Below are 23,925 nucleotides of genomic sequence, written 5' to 3' on the forward strand. Positions count from 1 at the left end.
CTGGAGTGCTCATGTCGTTCAGCAGACGCATGTTCCTGACCGTGTCCGGCGTGGCCGCCGCCGCGTTCGCCGCGCCGGCCACCTCCGCCGCCGCCGGCCAGGCGGCCCTTCCGTTCCGCGATCCCCGGCTGCCGCTGGAGCGGCGGATCGCCGACCTGCTCGGCCGGCTGACCCTGCCGGAGAAGATCTCCTGGCTGCACCAGTACCAGCCGGCCGTCCCCCGTCTTGGCATCGCGCTGTTCAAGACCGGCACCGAGGCGCTGCACGGCCTGGCGTGGTCCACCGACATCACCTCGACCCCCGAACCCGGCGCGGTACGCACCGCCACCGCCACCGTGTTCCCGCAGGCCGTCGGGCTCGGCTCCACCTGGGACCCGGACCTCCTGCGACGCGTCGGCACGGTCGTGGGCGAGGAGTTACGCGGCCACCACAGCGCCAACCCGGTGGTGTGGGGGCTCAACGCGTGGGCGCCGGTGGTGAACCTGCTGCGCGACCCGCGCTGGGGCCGCAACGAGGAGGGCTACGCCGAGGACCCGTACCTGACCGGCGTGCTGTCCACCGCCTACGCGCGCGGGATGCGCGGCGACCACCCGCACCACCTGCGCACCGCGCCCACCCTCAAGCACTACCTGGCCAACAACAACGAGATCCGCCGCGACCGCACCTCGTCGAACCTGCGGCCCCGGGTCAAGCACGAGTACGACGAGCCGGCGTTCCGCCCGGCCATCGAGAACAACGCGGCCACCGGCGTGATGGCCGCCTACAACCTGGTCAACGGCCGCCCGATGACCGCGCACGCCGACCACGACGAGGTCGTCCGGTCGTGGACCGACCAGACGCTGCTCAACGTCACCGACGCCGGCGGCCCCAACAACCTCGTCGGCTCGCAGGCCTACTACGCCACCCGCGCGCAGGGCGACGCCGCCACCCTGCGCGCCGGGCTGGACAGCTTCACCGTCGACAACACCGACGCCGGCCCGACCGTCGAGGCGATCAACGCCGCGCTGGCCGCCGGCCTGCTCACCGAGTCCGACGTGGACACCGCCGTGGAGCACATCCTGAGCATCCGGTTCCGGCTCGGCGAGTTCGACCCCGACGGCGGCCCGTACGCCGGCATCACCATGGACGTCGTCGACCGGCCCGAGCACCGGGCGCTGGCCCGCGAGGTCGCCGGCAAAGCCGTGGTACTGCTCAAGAACGACGGCGCGCTGCCGCTGTCGGCCGGACTGGGCGAGGTCGCGGTCGTCGGTCCGCTGGCCGACACGCTCTACACCGACTGGTACTCCGGCCGGATGCCCTACCAGGTCACCCCGCGCGCCGGCATCGCCGCGCGGCTGGCCGGCGGGACGGTCACCGGCGGTGAGGCGGTCGACCGGATCGCGCTGCGCAGCGCCGACACCGGCGGCTACGTCACCGCCGGGGCCGGCGAACAGGGCGCCGAGCTGACCGCGACCGCGCCGGACGCCGGCGACGCCGAGCACTTCGACGTGTTCGGCTGGGGCCAGGGCGTGCTGACGCTGCGCGCGGTGGCCAACGGCCGCTACGTCGAGCGCGCGGACTTCGGGGCGACCAGCGCGTTCGTCAACCGCGCTCCCCAACCCCGGGACTGGTTCGTCCACCAGCAGTTCGCGTTCGAGGACGCCGGGGACGGGACGGTCGTGGTGCGCTACGCCGGCTACGAGACGGTCAACGACTGGGAGGGCCCGAACAACTACCTGACCGTCGAGGCCGGCGGCCGGATCGTGCTCGGCTCTCCCGACTCCGCCGGGGCCGCGCGGTTCACCCGCGAGGTCGTGACCAGCGGCACCGACCTGGCCGTCGCGGCGGCGGCCCGCGCGGACGCGGCGGTCGTCGTGGTCGGCAGCATGCCGTTCATCAACGGCCGCGAGGACCACGACCGGACCACGACCGCACTCGCCGAGACCCAGTCGGCGCTGGTCAGGGCGGTGCACGCGGCGAACCCGAACACTGTCGTGGTGGTCGAGAACAGCTACCCGACGACCCTGACCTGGGAGCAGGAGCACGTGCCGGCGATCGTGTGGACCTCGCACGCCGGCCAGGAGACCGGCAACGCCCTGGCCGACGTGCTGTTCGGCGCGGTCAACCCGGCCGGGCGGCTCACCCAGACCTGGTACCGCCGCGACGAGGACCTGCCCGACATCCTGGACTACGACATCATCAAGAACGCCCACACCTACCAGTACTTCACCGGCGAGGCGCTCTACCCGTTCGGCCACGGCCTGTCCTACACCGCCTTCCGCCACGCCCGGCTGCGGGCCGAGTCCACCGTCGGTCCCCAGGCGACGGTGCGGGTGAGCGTCGAGGTCACCAACACCGGTGACGTGGCCGGCGAGGAGGTCGTGCAGCTCTACAGTCACCAGCGGGTCTCCCGCGACCCGATGCCCCGGCTGACGCTGCGCGCGTTCGCGCGGGTCGCGCTGGAACCGGGCCGGCGGCGGACCGTGCGGCTGGAGTTCCCGGCCGCCGCCCTCGGCCACTGGGACGTGACCCGGCGCCGCTGGGTCGTCGAGGACGCCACCCACGACCTGCTGGTCGGCGCCTCCTCGACGGACCTGCGCCAGCGCACCACCCTGCGGGTGCGCGGCGAGACCATCCCGCCGCGCGACCTGTCCCGGTCCACCCGCGCGATCGACTTCGACGACTACGCCGGCGTCGACCTGGTGGACACGTCCAAGGAACGCGGCGAGGCCGTCGCCGCGTCGGCCGGCGCCTGGGTGAGCTTCGCCGACGCCGCGCTCGACGGCCCGCGCGCGTTCACCGCGCGGGTGGCCAGGGAACAGGCCGGCGAGGCCACCGTCGAGGTCCGGCTCGGCGGCCCGGACGGCCGGCTGGCCGGCACCGCGACCGTGCCCGCCACCGGCGACCGCTACACCTACGTCACGGTCACCGCCGGTCTGCGTGGCGCGCGCGGACGCCACGACGTGTACCTGGTGTTCACCGGCGACCTGCGCCTCGACACGTTCACCCTCCGATGAGGCGCCCGGCCGTCGGACTGGTCCTGGTCGCCCTGCTGGCCACCCTGCTGTCGGTGCCGGCACCGGCGGTCGCCACCCGGACCCACGAGGTCTCCTACGACCGGTACTCGCTGAGCGTGGACGGCGAACGGGTCCTGCTGTGGAGCGGCGAGTTCCACTACTTCCGGCTGCCCAGCCAGCGACTGTGGCGCGACGTGCTGGAGAAGATCCGGGCCGCCGGCTTCACCGGCGTGTCGCTCTACGTCAACTGGGGTTACCACTCCCCCGCGCCCGGCGAGTACGACTTCACCGGCGTGCGCGACGTCGACGCGCTGCTCGACCTGACCGAGGAACTCGGGCTGTACGCGGTCGTGCGGCCCGGCCCGTACATCAACGCCGAGGTCAGCGGCGGCGGCTTCCCCGCGTGGCTCAAGCAGGTCCCCGGCCGCGCCCGCTCCAGCGACCCCGGCTACACCCGGGCCTACCGGGAGTGGCTCGCGCGGATCAACCCGATCATCGCCCGCCACCAGGTCACCCGGGGCGGCTCGGTGATCGCCTACAACGTCGAGAACGAGTACGCCGCCAACACCGACGCCACCTACATGCGGGACCTGTACGACACCGCGCGGGCCGCCGGCATCGACGTGCCGATCACCCACAACCAGTGCTGCGACGCGTCCTGGACCCCGACCTGGGCCTCGGGGCCCGGCGCCGTCGACATCCCCGGCGTCGACGACTACCCGCAGTCCTTCGAGTGCCAGACCCCGGACGTGTGGGGGCCGTGGGGCCCTGGCCTCACCGAACGGCTCAGCGACCACGCCCCGGTGTACGCGGCCGAGTACCAGGCGGGGGCGATCGACCTCAACCGCGCCGGCTACGACCGCTGCCGCGAGCTGACCGGCCCGGCCTACCTGCGCTACTTCACCAAGTCGAACCTGATCGCCAGCGGCGCCACCATGTTCGGCTTCTACATGGCCTTCGGCGGCACCAACTGGGGCTGGCTCGGCCAACCCAACGACGTCTACACCTCCTACGACTACGGCGCGGCGATCACCGAGTCCCGCCAGCTCACCGACAAGTACGCCGAGTTCAAACGCCAGGGCTACTTCGTCCGCGCGGTCGAACCGCTGACCAGGACCGACCCGGTCGCGGCCCCGGCGTCGGACAACCCGGCGGTCGGCACGCTGGCCAGGGCCAACCCGGACACCGGCACCCAGTTCGTCCTGGTCCGGCACAGCGACCCGGCGTCCACGACCGACGACGTGTCCACCCTGGACTGGTCCACACCGGACGGGCGCTACCGGGTCCCGGTCCGGGTCGACGGCCGGGACGCCAAGATCCTGGTCGCCGGGTACGACCTCGGCGGGCAGCGGCTGGTGTGGTCCAGCTCGGAGATCATGACCCACGAGCGGATCGCCGGCCGGGACGTCGCCGTGCTGCACGGCCGCGCCGGCGAGTCCGGCTCGACCGTGCTGCGCTACGCCACCCGCCCGTCGGTGCGGGTGCTCGCCGGTGACGTCCGGACCTCGTGGCACGACGGCGACCTGCGGCTGGACTACACCCATTCCGGGCTGGCCAGGGTGCTGGTCAGCGGCGGCGGCCGGCCACCGCTGACGCTGCTGGTCGGCACCGAGCAGACCTCGGCGGAGTTCTGGCGGCTGGACACCGAGGCCGGGCCGGTGCTCGTGCGCGGCACCGCGCTGGCCCGCGACGCGCGCGTGTCCGGCCAGACCCTGCACCTGCGCGCCGACACCGCCGAACCCGGCGAGGTCGAGGTGTTCGCCCCCGCCCGGCGGCTGGTGGTCGGCGGCGAACCCGTGCGGGTGCGCAGCACCGCCAGCGGCTCGCTGTCCGGCCGGCTCGCCGGACCCGACCCGGTCGACCTGCCGCGGCTGACCGGCTGGCGCCACCGCGCCGGCTCCCCGGAGACCGCGCCGGACTTCGACGACAGCGCCTGGACCGTCGCCGACCACACCACCTCCACCAGCCCGGTCCCGCCGGTGACCCTGCCGGTGCTGTTCGCCGGCGACTACGGGTTCGACCACGGCCACGTCTGGTACCGGGGGCACTTCACCGCCACCGGCACCGAGACCGCCGTGAACCTCAACGCGATCACCGGCAAGAACGGCGTCTACCAGGTGTGGCTCGACGGCCGGTACCTCGGCCGGGCCGCCGGCGGCACCCAGGCCGACTCCGACGCGCCGGTCAACCCCGCCCCCGGACCGGGCACGTTCCCGCTGACCGGGCTGCGGGCCGGGCAACCGGCGGTGCTCTCGGTCCTGGTGGAGAACCTCGGCCACAACGACGACTGGACCGCCGAGGACATGCGGTTCAAGCAGCCGCGCGGGCTCGTCGGCGCCGCGCTCGCCGGCTCGGACGCCGCCCTCACCTGGCGGATCCAGGGCGCCGACCGGCACGCCACCGACCCGGTACGCGGGCCGCTGAACACCGGCGGCCTGTACGGCGAACGCGCCGGCTGGCACCTGCCCGGCGGCGGCGGACCGGGCTGGGGCGCGCCGCGCGACCCCGGCCCCGGCGTCTCCTGGTACCGCACCACGTTCCGGCTCGACCTGCCGCGCGACCAGGACGTGCCGGTCGCGCTGCGGTTCACCGGCACCGGCCCCTACCGCGCGCAGCTCTACCTCAACGGGTGGAACCTGGGCCGCTACACCGCCGACCTCGGGCCGCAACACGACTTCGTGCTGCCGGCCGGGCCACTGCGCGAACACGGGCCCAACACCCTCGCCATCGCCGTCGTCGCCCTCGACGAGTCCACGTGGGACGCCCCGGAACTGGCAGTACTGGCAAATCACCGGATTGTGCCGCCACCGATCGGCCGTCTACCAAAGTAGGGGCCATTCGGCCGAACGGATGCACCCAGGCGTCCCACTGGAGTGATCAAGAACACTGGGCGGCAACAGATCCTTAACCGGTGAAACGACTTAAGGTCCCCGATCGAACCACTGACGTACGGAACATGTACGAACCGCGACCGCAAGCGGACCAGTCTGCCTGCGGCGCATGGAACGGAAAGGGAATCAATTGCGACGTAGCCGATTAGCCTCGGCCGCGGCAGCGGTGCTGCTCGTTCCCCTGGTGCAGGTGCTTCCCGCATCGCCCGTCGCCGCCGAGCCGGTCACGGCTCCCGTCGACGACACCAGGGAGCTGACCCGCAAGGAGCTCACTCTGGACGGCAAGCCCGTCCAGACGCCGTCGAGTTACCAGCCCAAGGCAGCCAAGAACCGGACCGCCGCGGCGGACACACCGCCCGTCGGTACCGTCCGGGGCTGGCTCGGGATGGATGACTACGAGGGCGTCCTGTACCGCAAGGACTACACGCTGCGGGGCGTCGGCGACTACATCGAGGTCTGGGTCGCGAACGACATCGCGTTCCCGGAGGGAGACTGCCGCCGGCAGATCCCCAACTCGACGGAGATCACCGATGCCCAGGTCGCCGACCTGGTCAACGAGTTCGACACCAACATGTACCCGAAGGAGACGGCGGCGTTCTCGACCCCGCCCGACCGTGACGGTACGAACGCCACGATCGAGGGTGACTACACCGGGGGCGGCGAGAAGACCGTTGCCCTGATCGACAACGTCCGGGACGACAACTTCTACGACTTCCCGGCCGCGCCCACCTACATCGCTGGCTTCTTCTCCTCGCAGATCAACGAACTGCTCGACCGCAACGTCATGACCATTGACGCGTTCGACTGGGCACACCGTACGGGTGCCGAGCCGGTGGACGAGCCGACCGATGACCTGTGCACCAGCCGCCCGGCACGCTCGCGCCTCTACGAGGGCACGTTCGCGCACGAGTGGCAGCACCTGCTGATGTACTACACCGACCCGTTCGAGGGTAACTGGATCAACGAGGGTCTCTCCGACTTCGCCCAGACCCTGGTCGGCTACGTCGACACGACGGCCACGGTGTACGACAAGGGAGCGGACAGTCACCTGTACTGCTACCAGGGTTTCGGCACGGTGCAGACGCCCTACAACACCAACCCACGGGACTGCGGCGGGCCGGAGAACTCGCTCACCCTGTGGGGCGAGGGTGACCCGAACGCGGTACTCGCCGACTACGGTCACGCCTACTCGTTCATGCAGTTCGTCCACGACAGGTACGGCACGGACTTCATGTCCCGACTGCACAGCGACGGCGAACACCAGGGGCTCGCGAGCCTCGACGCCGCGCTGGAGGCCGAGGGCGTGTCGGACATGTACCAGGTCATCCACGACCACCAGTCGATGGTGCTGCTGGACAAGATCGTCGGAGAACGCCGGGGCATCACCGTCGGCGTGCCGAAGGGCAGGGTGACCTCCCCGAGCCTGCGCTCAACGGTCAACCTGGCCAACCCGCAGTCCAACGACGACCCGGGTGCCGCGCCGAACGGAGCGGACTACGTCCAGCTCCAGGACGCCAACGGCAAGCCGCTGCGCGGAGCCCAGCTGCGGTCGTTGAACTTCGCGGGAGCGACGGAACTTCCGTCGATCCCGCTGGAGTGGACCGTGGTGTCCGACGATCCGGACAGTGCCGGTGACCCGGTGCTGTTCTCGGGCAACCGCAACAACATCAACGCCACCGCGGTGGCCGAGGTGGCGGTGCCGGCGGCCGACGCCACGCTGACCTTCGACGCCAAGTACGGCGCCGAGGCCGGCTACGACTACGGCTACGTCGTCGTGTCGACCGACGGTGGGGCGACCTACACCCCGATCGCCGGCGACAAGACGGTCGCCGGACCGAACGGTCCGAGCCTCAACGGCACGACCAACGGGTTCGAACCGCACTCGTTCGACCTGTCGGCCTACGCCGGGCAGACCGTGCTGGTCGGTGTGCAGTACGTCAGCGACGGCGGCGTCAACGAGGGCGGGGTCATGGTCGACGACCTCGCCATCGGCGGCACCGTGATCAGCGACGGGTCGAGCCTCGACCCGTTCAGGTCGCCGACGGAGATCAACCCGGTCGAGGTGGCGAACTGGAACCTCAAGCTCATCGGTATCGACGAGCGGAACCAGATCGCCATGCAGGCCGAGTTCGACGGCCGCACCTCGGTCAAGCTGGGCAAGCTGCAGCTGCTGCTGTTCTCCCTGTTCCCGAAGGTCGTCGCGACGGTGTCGTACGACGAGCCGACGGAGACGGTCCAGCAGTACGCGCCGTACACCCTCACGGTGAACGGCGTGGCGCAGCCCGGCGGCGCGTGACCGGTTAGGACAGACCCTCCGGGCGGTGCCGATGGCGGTCGGCACCGCCCGGAGGTCGTTTCCGGGGTTTCTCAGACGAGGAACGTGAACAGCGGGCTGTCCGGCGGCACGCGCTCGATCCGGTGCGGCGCGCCGGCCATCCGCTTGAGGATCGGCTCCAGACCCTCGGGCGAGCCGAGTTCGATGCCGACCAGCGCGGGCCCGGTCTCCCGGTTGTTGCGCTTGACGTACTCGAACAGCGTGATGTCGTCGTCCGGCCCGAGGACGTCGTCGAGAAACCGCCGCAACGCGCCGGGCTCCTGGGGGAACTCGACGAGGAAGTAGTGCTTGCGGCCCTCGAACACCAGCGCCCGCTCCACGATCTCGGCGTAGCGGCTGACGTCGTTGTTCCCGCCGGACAGGACACACACGACGGTCGAGTCGGCCGGCAGGTCGAGCCCGTCGAGCGCGGCCGGGGCCAGCGCGCCGGCCGGCTCGCTGATGATCCCGTCCGACTGGTACAGGTCGAGCATCTCCACACAGATCCGGCCCTCCGGCACGGCGACGAGCCGGGGCCGGTACTCGGCGACCAGCGCGTGCGTGTGCCGGCCGACCGTGCGCACCGCCGCCCCGTCGACGAACGGGTCGACGTGGTCGAGCGGAACCGGCCCGCCGGCCGCGACGGCCGCCGCCATGCTGGTCGCGCCGAGGGGTTCGGCCCCGATGACCTGGATGTCCGAGTCACCGAGCCAGGCCAGCGTCCCGGCGAGCAGCCCGCCGCCGCCGACCGGGACCACGATCACCTCCGGCGGGCGCCCGAGCTGGGTGAGGATCTCCCTGGCCACCGTGCCCTGGCCGGCGATCGTGCGCGGGTCGTCGAAGGCCGGGATCAGCGTGCGGCCCATGACCTGCGCGTAGTCGCGGGCCGCGCCGGCGGCGTCGTCGTAGGTCTCCCCCTCGACGACGATCTCCACGTGCCGGCCGCCGAGGTGGGCGACCCGGTCCCGCTTCTGCCGGGGCGTGGTCCTCGGCAGGTACACCCTGGCCCGTACGCCCAACGCCGCACAGGCGAAGGCCACACCCTGACCGTGGTTGCCGGCGCTGGCGCACACGACCCCGCGCGCCCGCTGCTCGGCGGTCAGCGCGCTGACGAAGTTGAACGCCCCCCGCCCCTTGTAGGAGCGCACGGCGTTGAGGTCCTCGCGCTTGAGCCACACGTCCAGGCCGTACCGGGCGGAGAGGCGCTCGTTGCGCTGCACGGGGCTGGGCGGGATCACCTCGGTGAACCGTTCCGCCGCCGCCGTCACCTCTGCCGCAGTCACCATGCCGACACGCTAACGCCTCACCGAGTCCAGAAAGGACACCCACCCCCCGGGCGGCACCCCGATCACCGGCCGCGAGTCCCGCTCGTCCTTGCTGTCCCGAACGAACACCAGCCCGGCACCGAACCTGACCTCGACACAGCTCCCGACTCCCGAACTGCGAGTGCTCGTGAACCAACCACCCCGGTGTCCGCCGGACATCGGGGTATCTCTCTCGGTCAAGCCAGCTCCTCGGCACACCGACGGATCAGGGTCAGACTGGCGTCGCGGGTCAACGCGCGCTCCAGGGTGTCCACAAGTGACATGGACAGATCGCGGACAAGTGTAGGGTCCTCGATGACGCCCTTCGCCGAGACGGTCTCATGCCAGGCGATGGTCGGCAGCCCCACCTTCGCGAACGAGATCAGGTGCAGTGTGGACGCACCGAACAGCTCCGAGGTGGTGGCGGTGAAGGGGACGACCCGCACGTCGATCGTCTCCGGGTGTGACTCGATGTGCAGCGCCAGCCGGTCGAGCTGGTTTCGCAGGACCGCCGGTCCACCGATCTGCTGACGCAGCGACGCCTCCCCGATCACGGCCGTCAGCCGCAGCGGGTCATCGCCCTCCAGCCGTTCCTGCCTGCGCATCCGGATCTCGACGAGCTGGTCGATCTCGACCTGCCGAACCATGACACCGGCATTCATCAACGCACGGGCGTACTCCGGCGTCTGGAGCAGTCCCGGAATCAGGACGTTCTCGTAGGTGCGGATGATCTCGGCACCGCACTCCAGGCCGTAGAGACGCTGGAGGTCGGCGTCGATGAGCCCGGAGTAGCGGGTCCACCAGCCGCGTTGTTTGGCGCCGGTGCGCAGGTCGTGCAGTTCGCGTTGTTCGTCGTCGTCGAACTCGAACAGGTCGGCGAGCCGGGTGAGGCTGTCCTCGGACAGGATCTTGCGGTCGTTCTCGACGGCCGACCAGTAGTTGCGGGAGAAGCCGAGGGTCTGGGTGATCTCCTTGACCTCGATCCCGAGCTGCTGGCGGCGTTCACGCAGCCGCAGCACGAGTTCCCAGCTCGCGACGGTGGGCGACAGGGGCGGCACCGGGACCCCTCCTCATTGCTCCGGTTACGGTAACCAAGCTATAGTACGGGTGAGGTAATCGTGGAGGTGACCGCGCCATGACACCAACTCCCACCGCCCAGATCACCTGTCGGGTCAACTGCGGCGGCGACATCACCGTGTCGATCGGTCCGCTCCAGCTGAGAGTTCCGCCCGAGGCGTTCCGCGAGTTCCTCCGATCGGGTGCCCAGGCCCTCGACGAGGTCGAGGCCCGCTACACCGCCATTCGGGAACGGGCCGAACAGGCCGTGTGAGTCCCGAAGCCGCTGGTGGGGTTGCTAGCGTTGCGCGGGTGGAACCGGGTGAGGTGATCGGCGGCCGTTACCGGCTGCTCTCGCTGATCGGTCGGGGCGCCATGGGCATCGTGTGGTTGGCGCGCGACGAGCACCTCGATCGTCAGGTCGCGGTCAAGCAGTTGCTGGTCGACGGATCGGCGTGGGCCGACGAGGCGATCGCGCGGGCGATGCGGGAGGGCCGTATCGCCGGTCGCCTGCGCCATCCCAACGCCATCGCCGTCTACGACGTCACCGAGCACCAGGGCTGGCCGTGCCTGGTCATGGAGTACCTGCCGTCGCAGCCCCTGGGCAACCGGGACGGCCTGCGCCCGCGCGACGTCGCCGCGATCGGCGCGCAGCTGGCCTCGGCGCTGGCGGCGGCGCACGAGGCGGGCATCGTGCACCGCGACATCAAGCCGGACAACGTGCTGATCGCCGAGGACGGCACGGCGAAGATCACCGACTTCGGGGTGTCCCGGGCCAAGGGCGACACCTCGGTCACCGCGACCGGGATCCTCGCCGGCACGCCCGCCTACCTGGCGCCCGAGGTCGCCAAGGGCGCCGAGGCCGACGCCCGCTCCGACGTCTACTCCCTGGGCGCCACCCTCTACGCGGTCATCGAGGGTCAGCCGCCGTTCGGCGTGGACACCAACGCCATCGCGATGTTGCACCGGGTGGCCGGCGGCGTGATGGACCCGCCGCGCGGTGCCGGTGAGCTGACCGGCGCGCTGATGTGGCTGCTGCACCGCGATCCGGCCGCCCGCCCGACGATGCGCGAGGCGCAGGAGGTGCTGGCGGCCGCCGCGCAGGGCCGTTCGGTGCCGCCGCCGTCGTCGAAGACGCCGACGCTGATGCTGCCGGTGCGCCGGTTCTCCCGCCGCCGGATCGTCATCGGGGTGGGGGCGGCGGCGCTGCTCGCGGCCGGGGTCGTACTGGGTGTGTTGATCACCGGCGACGGCTCGAACGGTTCGGCCGGCGCGACGACCCCGACCGGAACCCCGCCGACCCCGTCCTCGGCCTGTGTCGCGCGGATGACCGTCGGCAGCACCTGGGAGGACGGCTACGTCGCGTCGGTGTCGGTGCGCAACGACGGCGACGAGAAGATCACCGGCTGGCAACTGACCTGGACGCTGCCGGCCAACCACCGCATCGCCGACCTGTGGGGCGGCACCCTGTCCCAGGAGGCCGGCGCGGTGACGGTCACCAACGCCGACTACAACGTGATCATCCCGGCCAGGGGCAGCGCCGAGGTCGGCCTGCGGGTGGAGGCCCCCGGCGGCGGCGACCCGCCCGAGATCCAGTGCCAGGAGCAGTGACCCCCTCGCTACGCTGAGCGCGAACGCGTGGGATGGGGGCGCAGATGGGGACCGAGGAGGCACGCGAGCGGATCGAGCGTGCCACGACCACGCTCGACCTCAGCGATCTCGGGCTCACCGAGGTGCCGCCGGCCGTCGCCGATCTCACCGGCCTGACCGAACTGCGCCTGGACGGCAACCGGCTCACCGCACTGCCGCGGCGGCTCGGCGAGCTGACCGGGCTCACCCGGCTCCACCTCGGCGACTGCCAGCTGGACACGGTCCCGGAGTGGCTGGCCGGTCTCACCTCGCTCACCGAGCTGCGCCTGGCCGACAACCGGCTCACCGGCCTGCCGGACTGGTTCGGTGACCTCGGCGCGCTGCGGATCCTCGACCTCGACGACAACCGGCTCACCAGCCTGCCGCCGGTGCTGGCCGGGCTCGACGCGCTCACCGAGCTGAACGTCGACGACAACCGGCTCACCGCGCTGCCCGAGTGGCTGCGCGAGCTGACCGCCCTGACCGACCTGCAACTCGACAACAACCGGCTGACCGGCCTGCCCGACTGGCTCGGCGACCTGACCGGCCTGACCGCCCTGGGCATCGGCTGGTGCCGGCTGGACACGGTGCCCGACTGGCTGGCCTCACTCACCGGCCTGCGCGAGCTGTGGTTGCAGGGCAACCAGCTCACCGAGGTCCCGGAGTGGCTCGGCGACCTCACCGCCCTGACCCACCTGCGCCTGCACCGCAACCGCCTCGACCGGCTCCCGGACACGCTGGCCCGGCTCACCGGCCTGTCCGAGCTGCGCCTGCACACCAACCGGTTCACCGACCTGCCCGACTGGCTCGCCGACCTCCCCGCCCTCACCTACCTGGACATCGGCGCCAACCACCTCACCGAACTGCCGCCGGTCGTGGGCCGGCTGACCGGCCTGACCCGCCTGGAGATCGACAACAACAAGCTCGACGGGCTGCCCGACTGGCTGGGCGGGCTCACCGGCCTGGAGGTCCTCGGCCTCGGCCTGTGCCGGCTGGACGCCGTCCCGGACTGGCTCGCCGGCCTCACCGGGCTGAACCGCCTGTGGCTGCACGGCAACCGGCTCACCGCGCTCCCCGACTGGCTCGGCGACCTCACCGCCCTCACCAGGCTCTACCTCTACGACAACCGGCTCACCGCACTGCCACCGGCACTGGCCGGGCTGACCGCGCTGGAGGAGCTGCACCTCGACCGCAACCACCTCACCGAGGTCCCCGCCTGGGTCGGCGGCCTACCGGCCCTGACCTACCTCGACGTCAGCGGCAACCGGCTCACCGGCCTACCCGGGAGTCTCGGTGGTTGCCGCACGCTGCGGACGCTTCGCCTGCACGACAACAGGTTCACCGGCCTGCCGGAGTCCATCGGCGAGCTGACCGGCCTGCGGGTACTGACCCTGCGCAACTGCCGGCTGGCCACCCTGCCGGACTGGATCGGCCGGCTGACCGGCCTGGACGAGCTGTGGATCAACAACAACCAGCTCACCGAACTGCCCGACTGGTTCCCCGGCCTCACCGGCCTGCGGGAGCTGTGGCTCAGCGGCAACCACCTCACCGCGCTGCCGGAGTTCCTCGGCACGCTGACCCGGCTCTCGGTGCTCGACCTCGGCTACTCGCGGCTGGAGACGGTCCCCGAGTGGCTCGCCTCGCTCACCCGGCTCGACGACCTGTGGCTCAACAGCAACCGGATCGCCGAGGTCCCCGACTGGCTCGGCCGGATCACCCTTTCCTCGGTGAACCTCAACGACAACCGGCTGACCGACGTGCCGCCGCTGGGCGGGATCGGTGAGCTGCGCCTGGAGGGCAACCGGCTGGCCGCCCTGCCCGGCTGGCTCGCCTCGGCCACCGAGCTGACCCGGCTCGACCTCGACCGCAACCGGATCGCCGGCCTGCCGGACTGGCTGGGCAACCTCACCGAGCTGCGGTACCTCGACATCGGTGGCTGCGAGCTGACCGAGGTCCCGCCGTGGCTGCGCCGGCTGACCAACCTCACCGAGCTGTGGCTCAACCGCAACGAGCTCACCGACGTCCCGGACTGGCTCGGCGACCTGACCAGCCTGACCAGCCTGGTGCTCAACAACAACGGCCTGCGCCGGCTGCCCGACCGGCTCGGCGACCTCACCGGCCTGACCAAGCTCGGCCTGCGCTCCTGCCACCTCGCGGAGGTCCCCGACTGGGTCGGGAACCTCACCGGGCTCACCGAGCTGCTCCTGGACGGCAACCGGCTCACCGGCCTGCCCGGCTGGATCACCGGCCTGCGCCGGCTCGGTTCGCTGGAACTGAGCGGCAACCGGTTCGACCACCTGCCGGCGCACCTCGCGGCGGCCACCGGGCTCACCGAGCTGGACCTGGACTCCAACCGGCTCGCCGACGTGCCGGCGTGGCTCGGTGACCTCACCGAGCTGACCTCGCTCGACCTGGGCCACAACGCCTTCACCGGACTGCCCGCCGAACTCGGGCAGCTCACCGGGCTCACCACACTCGGCCTCGGCAACGTCGGGCTCGACACGGTGCCGCCGTGGATCTCCCGGCTCACCGGGCTCACCCGGCTCCAGCTGGACGCCAACCGCCTCACCGAACTGCCCGACTGGCTCGGCGACCTGACCGGCCTCACCGGCCTCCAGGTGCAGACCAACCAGCTCACCGAGCTGCCCGCGAGCCTGGCCCGGCTGACCGGGCTGACCTCGCTGTGGCTGGACAACCTGCGGGAGACCGACACCCCGCTGCCCGACTGGCTCGGCGACCTGACCGGGCTGGAGACCCTGAGCCTGGGCAGCTGCCAGCTCACCGAGGTGCCCGACTGGGTCCGCCGGCTGACCGGCCTCACCCACCTCTACGTCGACAACAACACGCTCGACGCCCTGCCCGACTGGCTGCCCGAGCTGCGCGGTCTCGCCTCGCTGTGGCTCAACAGCAACCCGCTCGCCACCCTGCCCGAGCACCTGGCCGAGCTGCACGGCCTCCAGTCGCTCAACGCCCGCGACTGCGCGCTGACCGCGCTGCCGGCGTGGCTGGGCCGACTGACCGGCCTGAGCGTGCTCAACGTCAGCGACAACACGCTCACCGACCTGCCCGCCACCCTCGGCCGGTGCGCCGGGCTGACCAAGCTGATGATCGGCGGCTGCGGGCTCACCGAGGTGCCGCCGATGATCCGCGACCTCACCGGCCTCACCTCGCTGAGTCTGTCCGGCAACGACCTGGACACGCTCCCGCCGTGGATCGGCGAGTTGACCAAGCTCACCACCCTGTGGGTCAACCGCACCCGGCTCTCGGCCCTGCCGGACACCTTCGGGCAGCTGACCCGGCTCACCTTCCTGGTGCTGGCCCGGAGCCGGTTCACCGAACTGCCGGCCCCGGTGCGCCCGCTGGGCCAGCTGCGCTACCTGTACCTGGACCACAACGCACTCACCGCGCTGCCGGACTGGATCGCCGAGCTGACCGACCTGATCGCGCTGGAGGTCAACGACAACCGGCTCACCGCCCTGCCCGACGGTCTCACCGAACTGGCCGGCCTGACGTCGCTGCGGCTGGAGGACAACGAGCTGACCGCGCTGCCGGAGCGGTTCGGCGCGCTGACCGGGCTCACCGAGCTGCGGGTGGAGAACAACCGGCTCACCGCCCTGCCGGACAGCGTCGCGGAGATCACGGGGTTGCGGGAGCTGCACGTCAACAACAACCGGCTGCCGTCCCTGCCGGACTGGCTGACCGCGCTGCCCGCGCTCACCGAACTGTCGGTCAGCGCCAACCCGCTGGTCAGCCCGCCGCCGGAGATCGCGGCGGCCGGCTCGGAGTCGCTGATGGCGTTCATCCGGGCGCGTGAGCAGGGCAGCTCCCAGCAGTGGAAGTCCAAGCTGCTGGTGGTCGGCGAGGGCGGGGTCGGCAAGACCTCGCTGGTGCGCGCGCTGGCCGACGAGCCGCACGACCCGAGGGAGCGGTCCACCCACGGCCTGATGATCAGGGAGCTGGCCGTGCCGCACCCGACGGAGCCGGACGTGCGGATGGGCCTGAGCGCGTGGGACTTCGGCGGTCAGCAGATCTACCACGCCACCCACCAGTTCTTCCTCACCAACCGGTCGCTGTTCCTGCTGCTGTGGAACTCCCGCCTCGGCTGGGAGCAGGGCAAGCTGCGGTACTGGCTGGACATCATCATCGCCCGCGCCCCCGAGTCCCCGGTCGTGCTGGTCGCCACCCACCTCGACGACCGCCCGGTCGACCTGCCGCTCTACGAACTGCGCCAGGAGTACCCGAACATCGTCGACAGCGTGTCCATCGACAACGCCACCCGCCAGGGACTCGACGCGCTGCGCTCCCGGCTGGCCACCGAGGCCGCGCGGCTGCCGCTGATGGGCTCGGAGTGGCCGACGACGTGGCTGGGCGCCGCCGAGGCCGTGCGTCGCGCCACGGACAAGCACGTCACGCCGGCGCGGCTGTGGGAGCTGATGGCCGGGGCCGGGGTCACCGACGCCGACCAGCGCAAGTACATCGCCGTCGCGCTGCACGAGCTGGGCGACATCCTGTACTACAGCGACGATCCCGAGCTGTCACAGACCGTCGTGCTGCAACCGGGCTGGGTCAACGACTACATCAGCATGGTGCTCGACAGCGGCCAGGTCGACGCCGCCTACGGGCTGCTGACCCGCGAGCACCTCAACGAGCTGTGGGCCGACCTCGATCCGGGGCTGCGCAACCACTTCCTCGGCATGATGGACAAGTACGACCTGTCCTACCGCATCCAGGGCGGCCAGGCCGACGACATCAGCCTGGTCGTGGAGCGGTTGCAGTGGAACCCGCCGGACTTCGAGACCGAGTGGGACGACCTCGGGCAGCGGCCCAACACCCGCGAGATCCGCGTGCTGTACCGGCTCAACACGATGCCGCCCGGCATTCCGACCTGGTTCATCGCCCGCTCGCACCGGTTCAGCAAGCGGCTGCACTGGCGTACCGGCGCCCTGCTGGGCCACGGCGACGGCCAGCACCTGGCGCTGGTGCGGGCCAACCGCCACCACAACACCGTCGAGTTGGCGGTGCGCGGCCCGACACCGGCCAGCTTCTTCTCCGTCCTCGACGACGGCCTGAACCTGACCCTGGAACGGTTCCCCGGCCTGCGGATCAGCCGGCAGGTGCCGTGTCGCTGCACGCCGGCGGCCACGCCGTGCCACGAGATGTTCGACTACGAGGACCTGCGTTCGCGGCTGGCCGACACCCCACCGAAGGACACCATCGAGTGCCGCAAGTCGCGCCGGGACATCTCGGTGCCGGAGCTGCTGCTTGGCCTGGCGCCCTCGGAGCGGGACACCTCCCGGATGAGCATGGAGCAGATGTCGACGGTGCTCACCCAGGTCTACGAGCGGCTGGAGGAGCACGGCGACTACATCCAGCGCGCGTTCCTCAAGTTGCAGCGCCAGCTGCAGACCCAGCAGGAGGCGCGCTGCCCCAGCGTGTTCGCGATCGTCCCGGCCAGGCGGAAGCTGACCGGCAGCACCTACGAGCTGCGGCTGTACTGCGAGGAGCCGGGCGCCTGGCACCGGCTGCCCGAGCCGGCCGGCTGCTACCCGGTGTCCCGGCCGGCGGAGTGGTTGCGCAAGCTCGGGCCCTACCTGCAGCACCTGCTCAAGGGCCTCAAGCACGCCGCGCCGCTGGTCGGCCCGGTGCTCGGGGTGGCCGTCGACAAGCTCGACGAGCAGGTCAAGGCGGACCTCGACCTGATGAAGGAGCTGGTCGCCCAGCTGCCCGACGAGGTGGAGCACAAGCCGGAGCTGGACAGGCCCGACCGCACCGACGCGGCGCCGGCCGTGCGCGCCACCACCGAGGCGGACCACCGCTCGCTGGAGGTGATGATGGCCAAACTGGACCCGGTGCGGGCGTGGGGCGGCCTGTCCCGCACGACCACGCCCGAGGGCCTGACGCTGTACCTGTGCGCCGACCACGTGGCGGGCTACCGCCAGCCCGTCACCGGATGAACAGCACTCCGGCGGTGGGCCGACGGCCGCCGACGCGGGATCATCGAGATATGTACGTGCACGTGGGCGCGGGTGCGCCGACCGTCGAGGACGTAAAGAACCTGCGCCAGCTGCACGTGGAGCTGGACGGCGTGGACGAGGAGACCGGCGCGGCCGCGCTCGCCGAGTCCGGTCTGGGCACACTGGAGGGTGACCACGTCTGGCTGAGCATCGCCGGGCTGCGTGCGGCCGGTGAGCACACCGACGCGTGGCGCGGCGGCTTCGACGGCATGATCGGCTACGCCAGGTCGCAGGGCTGGGTGAACGGCGGGCGGGTGCGCGCACACATCGTGCGGCCCTGAGCTGTGATCTCGTCCCGCACGGGACGCACCGGGGCCCGCGCGGCGTTGTGCCAGATATGCGGTACACCGACGTCGTCGTGATCGGTGCTGGCCAGGCCGGTCTGTCCAGCGCCTACTTCCTGCGCAGGAGCGGGTTCGACCACGTGGTGCTGGACGCGAACCCGGGACCGGGCGGCGCGTGGCAGCACCGCTGGCCGACCCTGCGGATGGCCACGGTGCACGGGATCTTCGACCTGCCTGGCCTGCGGTTCGACCAGCCGACCCCGGACACGCCGGCGGCCACGGCGCTGCCGGAGTACTTCGGCGCGTTCGAACGCGAGTACGACCTGGACGTGCGACGCCCCGTCCAGGTCCGCGCCGTCCGGTACGGGCCGGACGGCCGGCTGCTCGTCGAACCGGCCGGGCAGGAACCCTACGCCGCCCGCGCGGTGATCAACGCGACCGGCACGTGGACCAGGCCGTTCCGGCCGTACTACCCGGGCCGGTTCCTCGGCCGCCAGCCGCACACCGCCGACTACCGGGGCCCGGCGGAGTTCGCCGGCCAGCGGGTGGTGGTCGTCGGCGGCGGAAGCTCCGGGGTGCAGCTGCTGATGGAGATCGCCGAGGTCGCCGCGGACACCGCCTGGGTCACCCGGCGCCCGCCGGTGTTCCGCGCCGGCCCGTTCACCGAGGACCACGGCCGCCAGGTCGTGGCCAGGGTCGACGAGCGGGTCCGCGCCGGCCTGCCGCCGGAGTCGGTGGTGGCGGTGACCGAGCTGCCGCTCACCCCCGAGATCGAGCACGCCCGCGCCACCGGCGTCCTGCACCGGCGCCCGATGTTCGACCGCCTCACCGAGCACGGCGTCGCCTGGGCGGACGGCACCACCTGGGAGGCCGACGTGATCCTGTGGGCCACCGGTTGGCGGGCGGCGCTGGACCACCTGGCACCACTGGAGCTGCGTTCCCCCGGCGGCGGGATCATGATGGACGGCACCAGGGTCGTCGCCGAACCGAGGCTGCACCTGGTCGGCTACGGGCCGTCGGCCAGCACGGTCGGCGCGAACCGGGCGGGCCGGGCCGCCGTCCGCGAGCTGCGCCAGCTGCTCGGCGACCCCCGCGACGCCCGCGACCCGGCAGCCTGAGGAGCACCGTGACGATCGAGGACCTGCTGAACCGCGCCCGGGACACCTTCACCGCCCGCCTGGTCTACGCCGAACCCCACGAGCGCGACGGCGTCACCGTCATCCCCGCCGCCCGCGTCTACGGCGGCGGCGGAGGCGGCACCGGCTCCGACCACACCGGCCGCCGGGGCGACGGCGGCGGCCTCGGCCTGGTCGCCAGGCCCGTGGGCGCCTTCGTCATCCGCGGCGAGGAGGTCAACTGGGTCCCGGCCGTCGACGTCAACCGCCTGATCCTGACGGCGGCGGCGACCGCCCTGGGCGCGGTGTTCCTGCACCGCCGCCAGCCCCGCTGAGCTGTGCCTGGACTTCGACGGCGCCACGGCGCCCCGATCAAGGTCACCAACGGCGAGGACCCTCTGACGAACACCGACGTGCGCGCCCCCCGCACCGTCACGACAGCCGGACGGTGCCGGAACGGCGTTTGGTCCAGATGTCGAAGGCGACGGCGACGAGCAGGATCAGGCCCTTCACCAGCATCACGTTCTCGCTGGGGGCACTGATGAGAGACATGCCGTTGTTGATGACACCCATGATCAGGCCGCCGGTGATGGCGCCGACGACCTTGCCGACGCCGCCCTGGACGGCGGCGCCGCCGATGAAGGCGGCCGCGATGGCGTCGAGTTCGAAGGCGTTGCCGGCGGTGGGACCGGCCTGGTTGAGGCGCCCGGCGAAGATCACGCCGGCCAGGGCCGCCAGGACGCCCATGTTGACGAAGACCCAGAACGTCACCGGTTTCACCCGGACCCCGGACAGGGTGGCGGCCTGGAGGTTGCCGCCCACGGCGTAGACGTGCCGGCCGAAGACCGTGCGGCTGGCCATCAGTGAGTAGCCCAGCGCCAGCACCGCCAGCAGGACCAGGACCCACGGCAGGTTGTGGAACCTGGCCAGCTGCACCACCACGAACAGCACCACCACCGCCGCGAAGAGGATCTTGGCGGCGAACAGCGGGACCGGGTCGACCGCCTGGCCGTAACCGCGCCGCGCCTGGCGGCTGCGCCACTGGGCCGTCGCGAAGCCGGCGACCACCAGGATGCCGGCCAGCAGGCTGACGACGTCCGCCCCGCCGAGCGGCCCCAGACCCACGTTGCCCAGGTAGCCGCCGGTGAAGCCGTTGGCCAGGGTGCCGATCTCGTTCGGGAACGGGCCGATGCCCTGGTTGCCGAGCACGGTCAGGGTCAGCGCGCGGAACACCAGCATGCCGCCGAGGGTCACGATGAACGCCGGGATGCCGAAGTAGGCGATCCAGTAGCCCTGCGCGGCGCCGATCAGGGCGCCGGCGCCCAGCGTGGCCAGGACGGCCAGCCACCAGGGCAGGCCGAGGTTCACCGTCAGGACCGCACAGATCGCGCCGGTCACCGCGACGACCGAGCCGACCGACAGGTCGATGTGGCCGCTGATGATCACCAGCATCATGCCGATCGCCAGGATCAGCACGTAGGAGTTCTGCACGACGATGTTGGAGATGTTGCCCGGTTGCAGCAACTTGCCGTTGGTCAGGATCGCGAACAGCACCACGATCAGCGCGAACGCCACGTAGATGCCGCTCTGCCGCAGGTTGATCCTGCTCCGGCGGGGCGTGCCAAGCGGGGCGTCCACACCGGACCTCGGTTCGACGTCGAGGCTCATGAACCGACCTCCTGGGTCATCAGGTGCATCAGGCGCTCCTGGGTCGCCTCCGCCCGGCTCAGCTCACCGGTGATCCGGCCGGCGGACAGCGCGTAGATCCGGTCGCACAGGCCCAGCAGCTCCGGCAGCTCCGAGCTGATCACCAGCACCGCCTTTCCCTGGGCCGCCAGGGAGTTGACGATCGTGTAGATCTCGTACTTCGCGCCGACGTCCACGCCTCTGGTCGGCTCGTCGAGGATCAGCACCTCCGGCTCGGTGAACATCCACTTGGCCAGCACGACCTTCTGCTGGTTGCCGCCGGACAGGGTGTGGGTGGGCGCCAGCACGTCCGGGGCCTTGATCCGCAGCCGGTCCCGGAACCGTTGCGCGACACGGAACTCCTCGTGCTCGTCGACCCAGCCGCCGCGCGCCAGCGACCCCAGGCCGGCGGCCGAGACGTTGCGTTTCACGTCGGCGACCAGGTTCAGGCCGTAGCGCTTGCGGTCCTCGCTGACGTAGGCGATGCCGTTGCGGATCGCCGAGCGCACGGTCCGTACGTCGATCTCCCGGCCGTGCTTGAGGACCCGGCCGGAGACGTTCACGCCGAACGAGCGGCCGAACACGCTCATCGCCAGTTCCGTGCGGCCCGCGCCCATCAGTCCGGCCAGGCCAACGACCTCCCCCTCGCGCAGCGAGAGCGTCGCGCGGTCGACGACCCGGCGGTCCGGGTTGGCCGGGCTGTGCACCGTCCAGTCCTCGATGCGCAGCACCTCCTCCCCCGGCGCGACCGGGTCCCTTGGCGGGAAGCGGTGTTCGAGGTCGCGGCCGACCATGCCGGCGATCAGCCGTTCCTCGGTGACCGCGTCAACCGCCACGTCCAGCGTCTCGACCGTGCGGCCGTCGCGCAGGATCGTGACGGTGTCGGCGATCGCGGTGATCTCGTTGAGTTTGTGCGAGATCACCACGCAGGTGATGCCGTCCTCACGCAGGCCGCGCAGCAGGCCCAGCAGGTGCGCGGAGTCGTCGTCGTTGAGCGCGGCGGTCGGCTCGTCCAGGATCAGCAGCCGGACCTGCTTGGACAGCGCCTTGGCGATCTCCACCAGCTGCTGTTTGCCGACACCGAGTTCACCGGCGGCGGTCGTCGGGTTCTCCCGCAGGCCCACGCGGCGCAGGTGCCGCTGCGCCGCGTGGTTGGTGCGGTTCCAGTCGATGACCCCCCGGCGCGCCTTCTCGTTGCCCAGGAACAGGTTCTCCGCGATCGACAGCTGCGGTACCAGCGCCAGCTCCTGGTGGATGATCACGATGCCGACCGCCTCGGAGTCGCGGATGCCGGTGAACGCGCGCGGCCGGCCGTCGAACTCGATCTCCCCGTCGTAGGACCCGTGCGGGTGCACCCCGGAGAGGATCTTCATCAACGTCGACTTGCCGGCGCCGTTCTCGCCGCACACGCCGTGGATCTCGCCCCGGCGCACCGACAGCTCCACCTCACGCAGCGCCGTGACGCCCGGGAAGGACTTGGTGATCCCACGCATGCGCAGGAGTTCCTCGGTCATCACCGGAGCTGGTCGGCGGTGTAGTACCCGGAGTCGACGAGCACCTCCTTGTAGTTGTCCTTGTTCACGATCACCGGCTCCAGCAGGAACGCGGGAACGGTCTTCTCGCCGTTCTCGTAGTCCTCGGTGTTGTTGACCTCGGGCTCCTCGCCCTTGAGCACCGCGTCGGCCATCCGCACCGACACCTCCGCCAGCTCCCGGGTGTCCTTGTGGATCGTGGAGTACTGCTCGCCGGCCACGATCGACTTGACCGACGCGACCTCGGCGTCCTGGCCGGTGACCACCGGGTAGGGCTGGTCGCCGGAGCCGTAGCCGCTGCTGCGCAGCGCCGAGAGGATGCCGATGGACAGCCCGTCGTAGGGCGAGAGCACGCCGTCGACCCGCGCGCCGCCGTAGGTGGAGGTCAGCAGGTCCTCCATCCGGCGCTGCGCGGTGGCCGGGTCCCAGCGCAGGATGGCGATCGTCCGGAAGTCCGTCTGTCCACTGCGGACCACGAGATGTCCGGCGTCGATGTGCTCGGAGAGGACCGACATGGCGCCGTCGAAGAAGAACGTGGCGTTGTTGTCGTCCGGCGAGCCGGCGAACAGCTCGATGTTGAACGGTCCCGTCGCCTCGCCGGGTGAGCCGTCGGGTTTGATCATGCCCAGGCCGGTGAGCAGTGAGGTCGCCTGCTGCACGCCCACCTCGAAGTTGTCGAACGAGGCGTAGTAGTCGACGTTGGGGCTGTCGCGGATGAGCCGGTCGTAGGAGATGACCGGGATGTCGTTGTCGGCGGCCCGCCGCAGCTGCGTGGTGAGCGCGGTGCCGTCGATGGACGCGACGATCAGCACCCGCGCGCCCTTGGTGATCTGGTTCTCGATCTGGTTGGCCTGGGTCGGGATGTCGTTCTCCGCGTACTGCAGGTCGACCTCGTAGCCCAGTTCCTCCAGGGCCTCGCGGATGTTGTCGCCGTCGTGGATCCAGCGTTCCGACGAGCGCGTCGGCATGGTCACGCCGACCAGTGCGCCGTCGGCCGACGCCGGCCGCTGGTCGATGGTCTTCTCCGACGAGCCGCAGCCGGTGAGCACCAGCGCGGCGGCGGTGACGGCCGTCGCGAGCCGTGGAAACCTCATTGTCTCTCCC

Annotated in this window: 15 protein-coding genes; 9 read left to right on the forward strand and 6 right to left on the reverse strand. The window is 71.3% G+C overall.

The features are described from left to right. The first annotated feature begins 11 nt into the window (after positions 1-11). The 3 genes from BLA60_RS09295 to BLA60_RS09305 all read left to right on the forward strand — a co-directional run bounded on the left by BLA60_RS09295 (position 12) and on the right by BLA60_RS09305 (position 8,183). Positions 12-2,996 carry a glycoside hydrolase family 3 protein gene (locus BLA60_RS09295; protein WP_075132378.1) on the forward strand — a complete coding sequence of 995 codons (2,985 nt, stop codon included), beginning with the start codon at positions 12-14 and terminating at the stop codon, positions 2,994-2,996. Further along, positions 2,993-5,827 (forward strand): beta-galactosidase, encoded by a 2,835-nt coding sequence (locus tag BLA60_RS09300; protein WP_075132379.1) that lies wholly within the window; start codon positions 2,993-2,995, stop codon positions 5,825-5,827. The genes BLA60_RS09295 and BLA60_RS09300 overlap by 4 nt, the downstream gene beginning before the upstream one ends. A gap of 226 nt (positions 5,828-6,053) precedes the next feature. Beyond that, positions 6,054-8,183, forward strand: coding sequence for a choice-of-anchor J domain-containing protein (locus BLA60_RS09305; protein ID WP_211288658.1), 2,130 nt, complete (start codon positions 6,054-6,056; stop codon positions 8,181-8,183). 71 nt (positions 8,184-8,254) lie between these two features. On the opposite strand, the gene ilvA is transcribed toward BLA60_RS09305, so the two are convergent. From ilvA to BLA60_RS09320, 3 genes are read right to left on the reverse strand one after another with little or no spacing between them, the layout of a single operon-like run. Beyond that, a complete protein-coding gene (ilvA, locus tag BLA60_RS09310) occupies positions 8,255-9,487 on the reverse strand; it encodes a threonine ammonia-lyase IlvA (RefSeq protein ID WP_170108390.1) in 1,233 nt (410 codons plus the stop codon). A 9-nt stretch (positions 9,488-9,496) separates the two neighbouring features. Beyond that, the gene (locus BLA60_RS09315) at positions 9,497-9,685 is read right to left on the reverse strand and encodes a DUF397 domain-containing protein (RefSeq protein ID WP_075132380.1); all 189 of its coding nucleotides are present in this window, start codon (positions 9,683-9,685) and stop codon (positions 9,497-9,499) included. A gap of 17 nt (positions 9,686-9,702) precedes the next feature. Then, a complete protein-coding gene (locus tag BLA60_RS09320) occupies positions 9,703-10,563 on the reverse strand; it encodes a Scr1 family TA system antitoxin-like transcriptional regulator (protein ID WP_075132381.1) in 861 nt (286 codons plus the stop codon). Positions 10,564-10,640: 77 nt separating this feature from the next. On the opposite strand from BLA60_RS09320, the gene BLA60_RS09325 reads away from it, so the two are divergent. Genes BLA60_RS09325 through BLA60_RS09385 form a run of 6 tightly spaced genes read left to right on the forward strand, consistent with a single transcriptional unit; the run spans position 10,641 to position 19,938 of the window. Continuing rightward, positions 10,641-10,835 (forward strand): hypothetical protein, encoded by a 195-nt coding sequence (locus BLA60_RS09325; RefSeq protein WP_075132382.1) that lies wholly within the window; start codon positions 10,641-10,643, stop codon positions 10,833-10,835. 38 nt (positions 10,836-10,873) lie between these two features. After that, the gene (locus BLA60_RS09330) at positions 10,874-12,172 is read left to right on the forward strand and encodes a serine/threonine-protein kinase (RefSeq protein ID WP_075132383.1); all 1,299 of its coding nucleotides are present in this window, start codon (positions 10,874-10,876) and stop codon (positions 12,170-12,172) included. Between the two features lie 44 nt (positions 12,173-12,216). Then, positions 12,217-18,144, forward strand: a complete 5,928-nt coding sequence (locus BLA60_RS41995; protein ID WP_162292932.1) for a leucine-rich repeat domain-containing protein — start codon at positions 12,217-12,219, stop codon at positions 18,142-18,144. Between the two features lie 50 nt (positions 18,145-18,194). After that, positions 18,195-18,485: a hypothetical protein gene (locus tag BLA60_RS09375; RefSeq protein ID WP_075132384.1), complete on the forward strand. Its 291-nt coding sequence runs from the start codon at positions 18,195-18,197 to the stop codon at positions 18,483-18,485. A 56-nt stretch (positions 18,486-18,541) separates the two neighbouring features. Continuing rightward, positions 18,542-19,606 carry a flavin-containing monooxygenase gene (locus BLA60_RS09380; protein WP_075132385.1) on the forward strand — a complete coding sequence of 355 codons (1,065 nt, stop codon included), beginning with the start codon at positions 18,542-18,544 and terminating at the stop codon, positions 19,604-19,606. A gap of 8 nt (positions 19,607-19,614) precedes the next feature. After that, positions 19,615-19,938: a spore germination protein GerW family protein gene (locus BLA60_RS09385; protein ID WP_075132386.1), complete on the forward strand. Its 324-nt coding sequence runs from the start codon at positions 19,615-19,617 to the stop codon at positions 19,936-19,938. Between the two features lie 97 nt (positions 19,939-20,035). On the opposite strand, the gene mmsB is transcribed toward BLA60_RS09385, so the two are convergent. From mmsB to chvE, 3 genes are read right to left on the reverse strand one after another with little or no spacing between them, the layout of a single operon-like run. Further along, positions 20,036-21,271 (reverse strand): multiple monosaccharide ABC transporter permease, encoded by a 1,236-nt coding sequence (gene mmsB, locus BLA60_RS09390; RefSeq protein ID WP_075132387.1) that lies wholly within the window; start codon positions 21,269-21,271, stop codon positions 20,036-20,038. Next, positions 21,268-22,803: a multiple monosaccharide ABC transporter ATP-binding protein gene (gene mmsA / locus BLA60_RS09395; protein ID WP_075132388.1), complete on the reverse strand. Its 1,536-nt coding sequence runs from the start codon at positions 22,801-22,803 to the stop codon at positions 21,268-21,270. Before mmsA ends, mmsB begins: the two co-directional genes overlap by 4 nt. Beyond that, entirely contained in the window at positions 22,803-23,915 is a 1,113-nt protein-coding gene (gene chvE, locus BLA60_RS09400; RefSeq protein ID WP_075132389.1) for a multiple monosaccharide ABC transporter substrate-binding protein, read from the reverse strand. The genes mmsA and chvE overlap by 1 nt, the downstream gene beginning before the upstream one ends. Positions 23,916-23,925 lie beyond the last annotated feature (10 nt).

This window comes from Actinophytocola xinjiangensis, assembly GCF_001921215.1.
Taxonomy (GTDB): Bacteria; Actinomycetota; Actinomycetes; order Mycobacteriales; family Pseudonocardiaceae; genus Actinophytocola; species Actinophytocola xinjiangensis.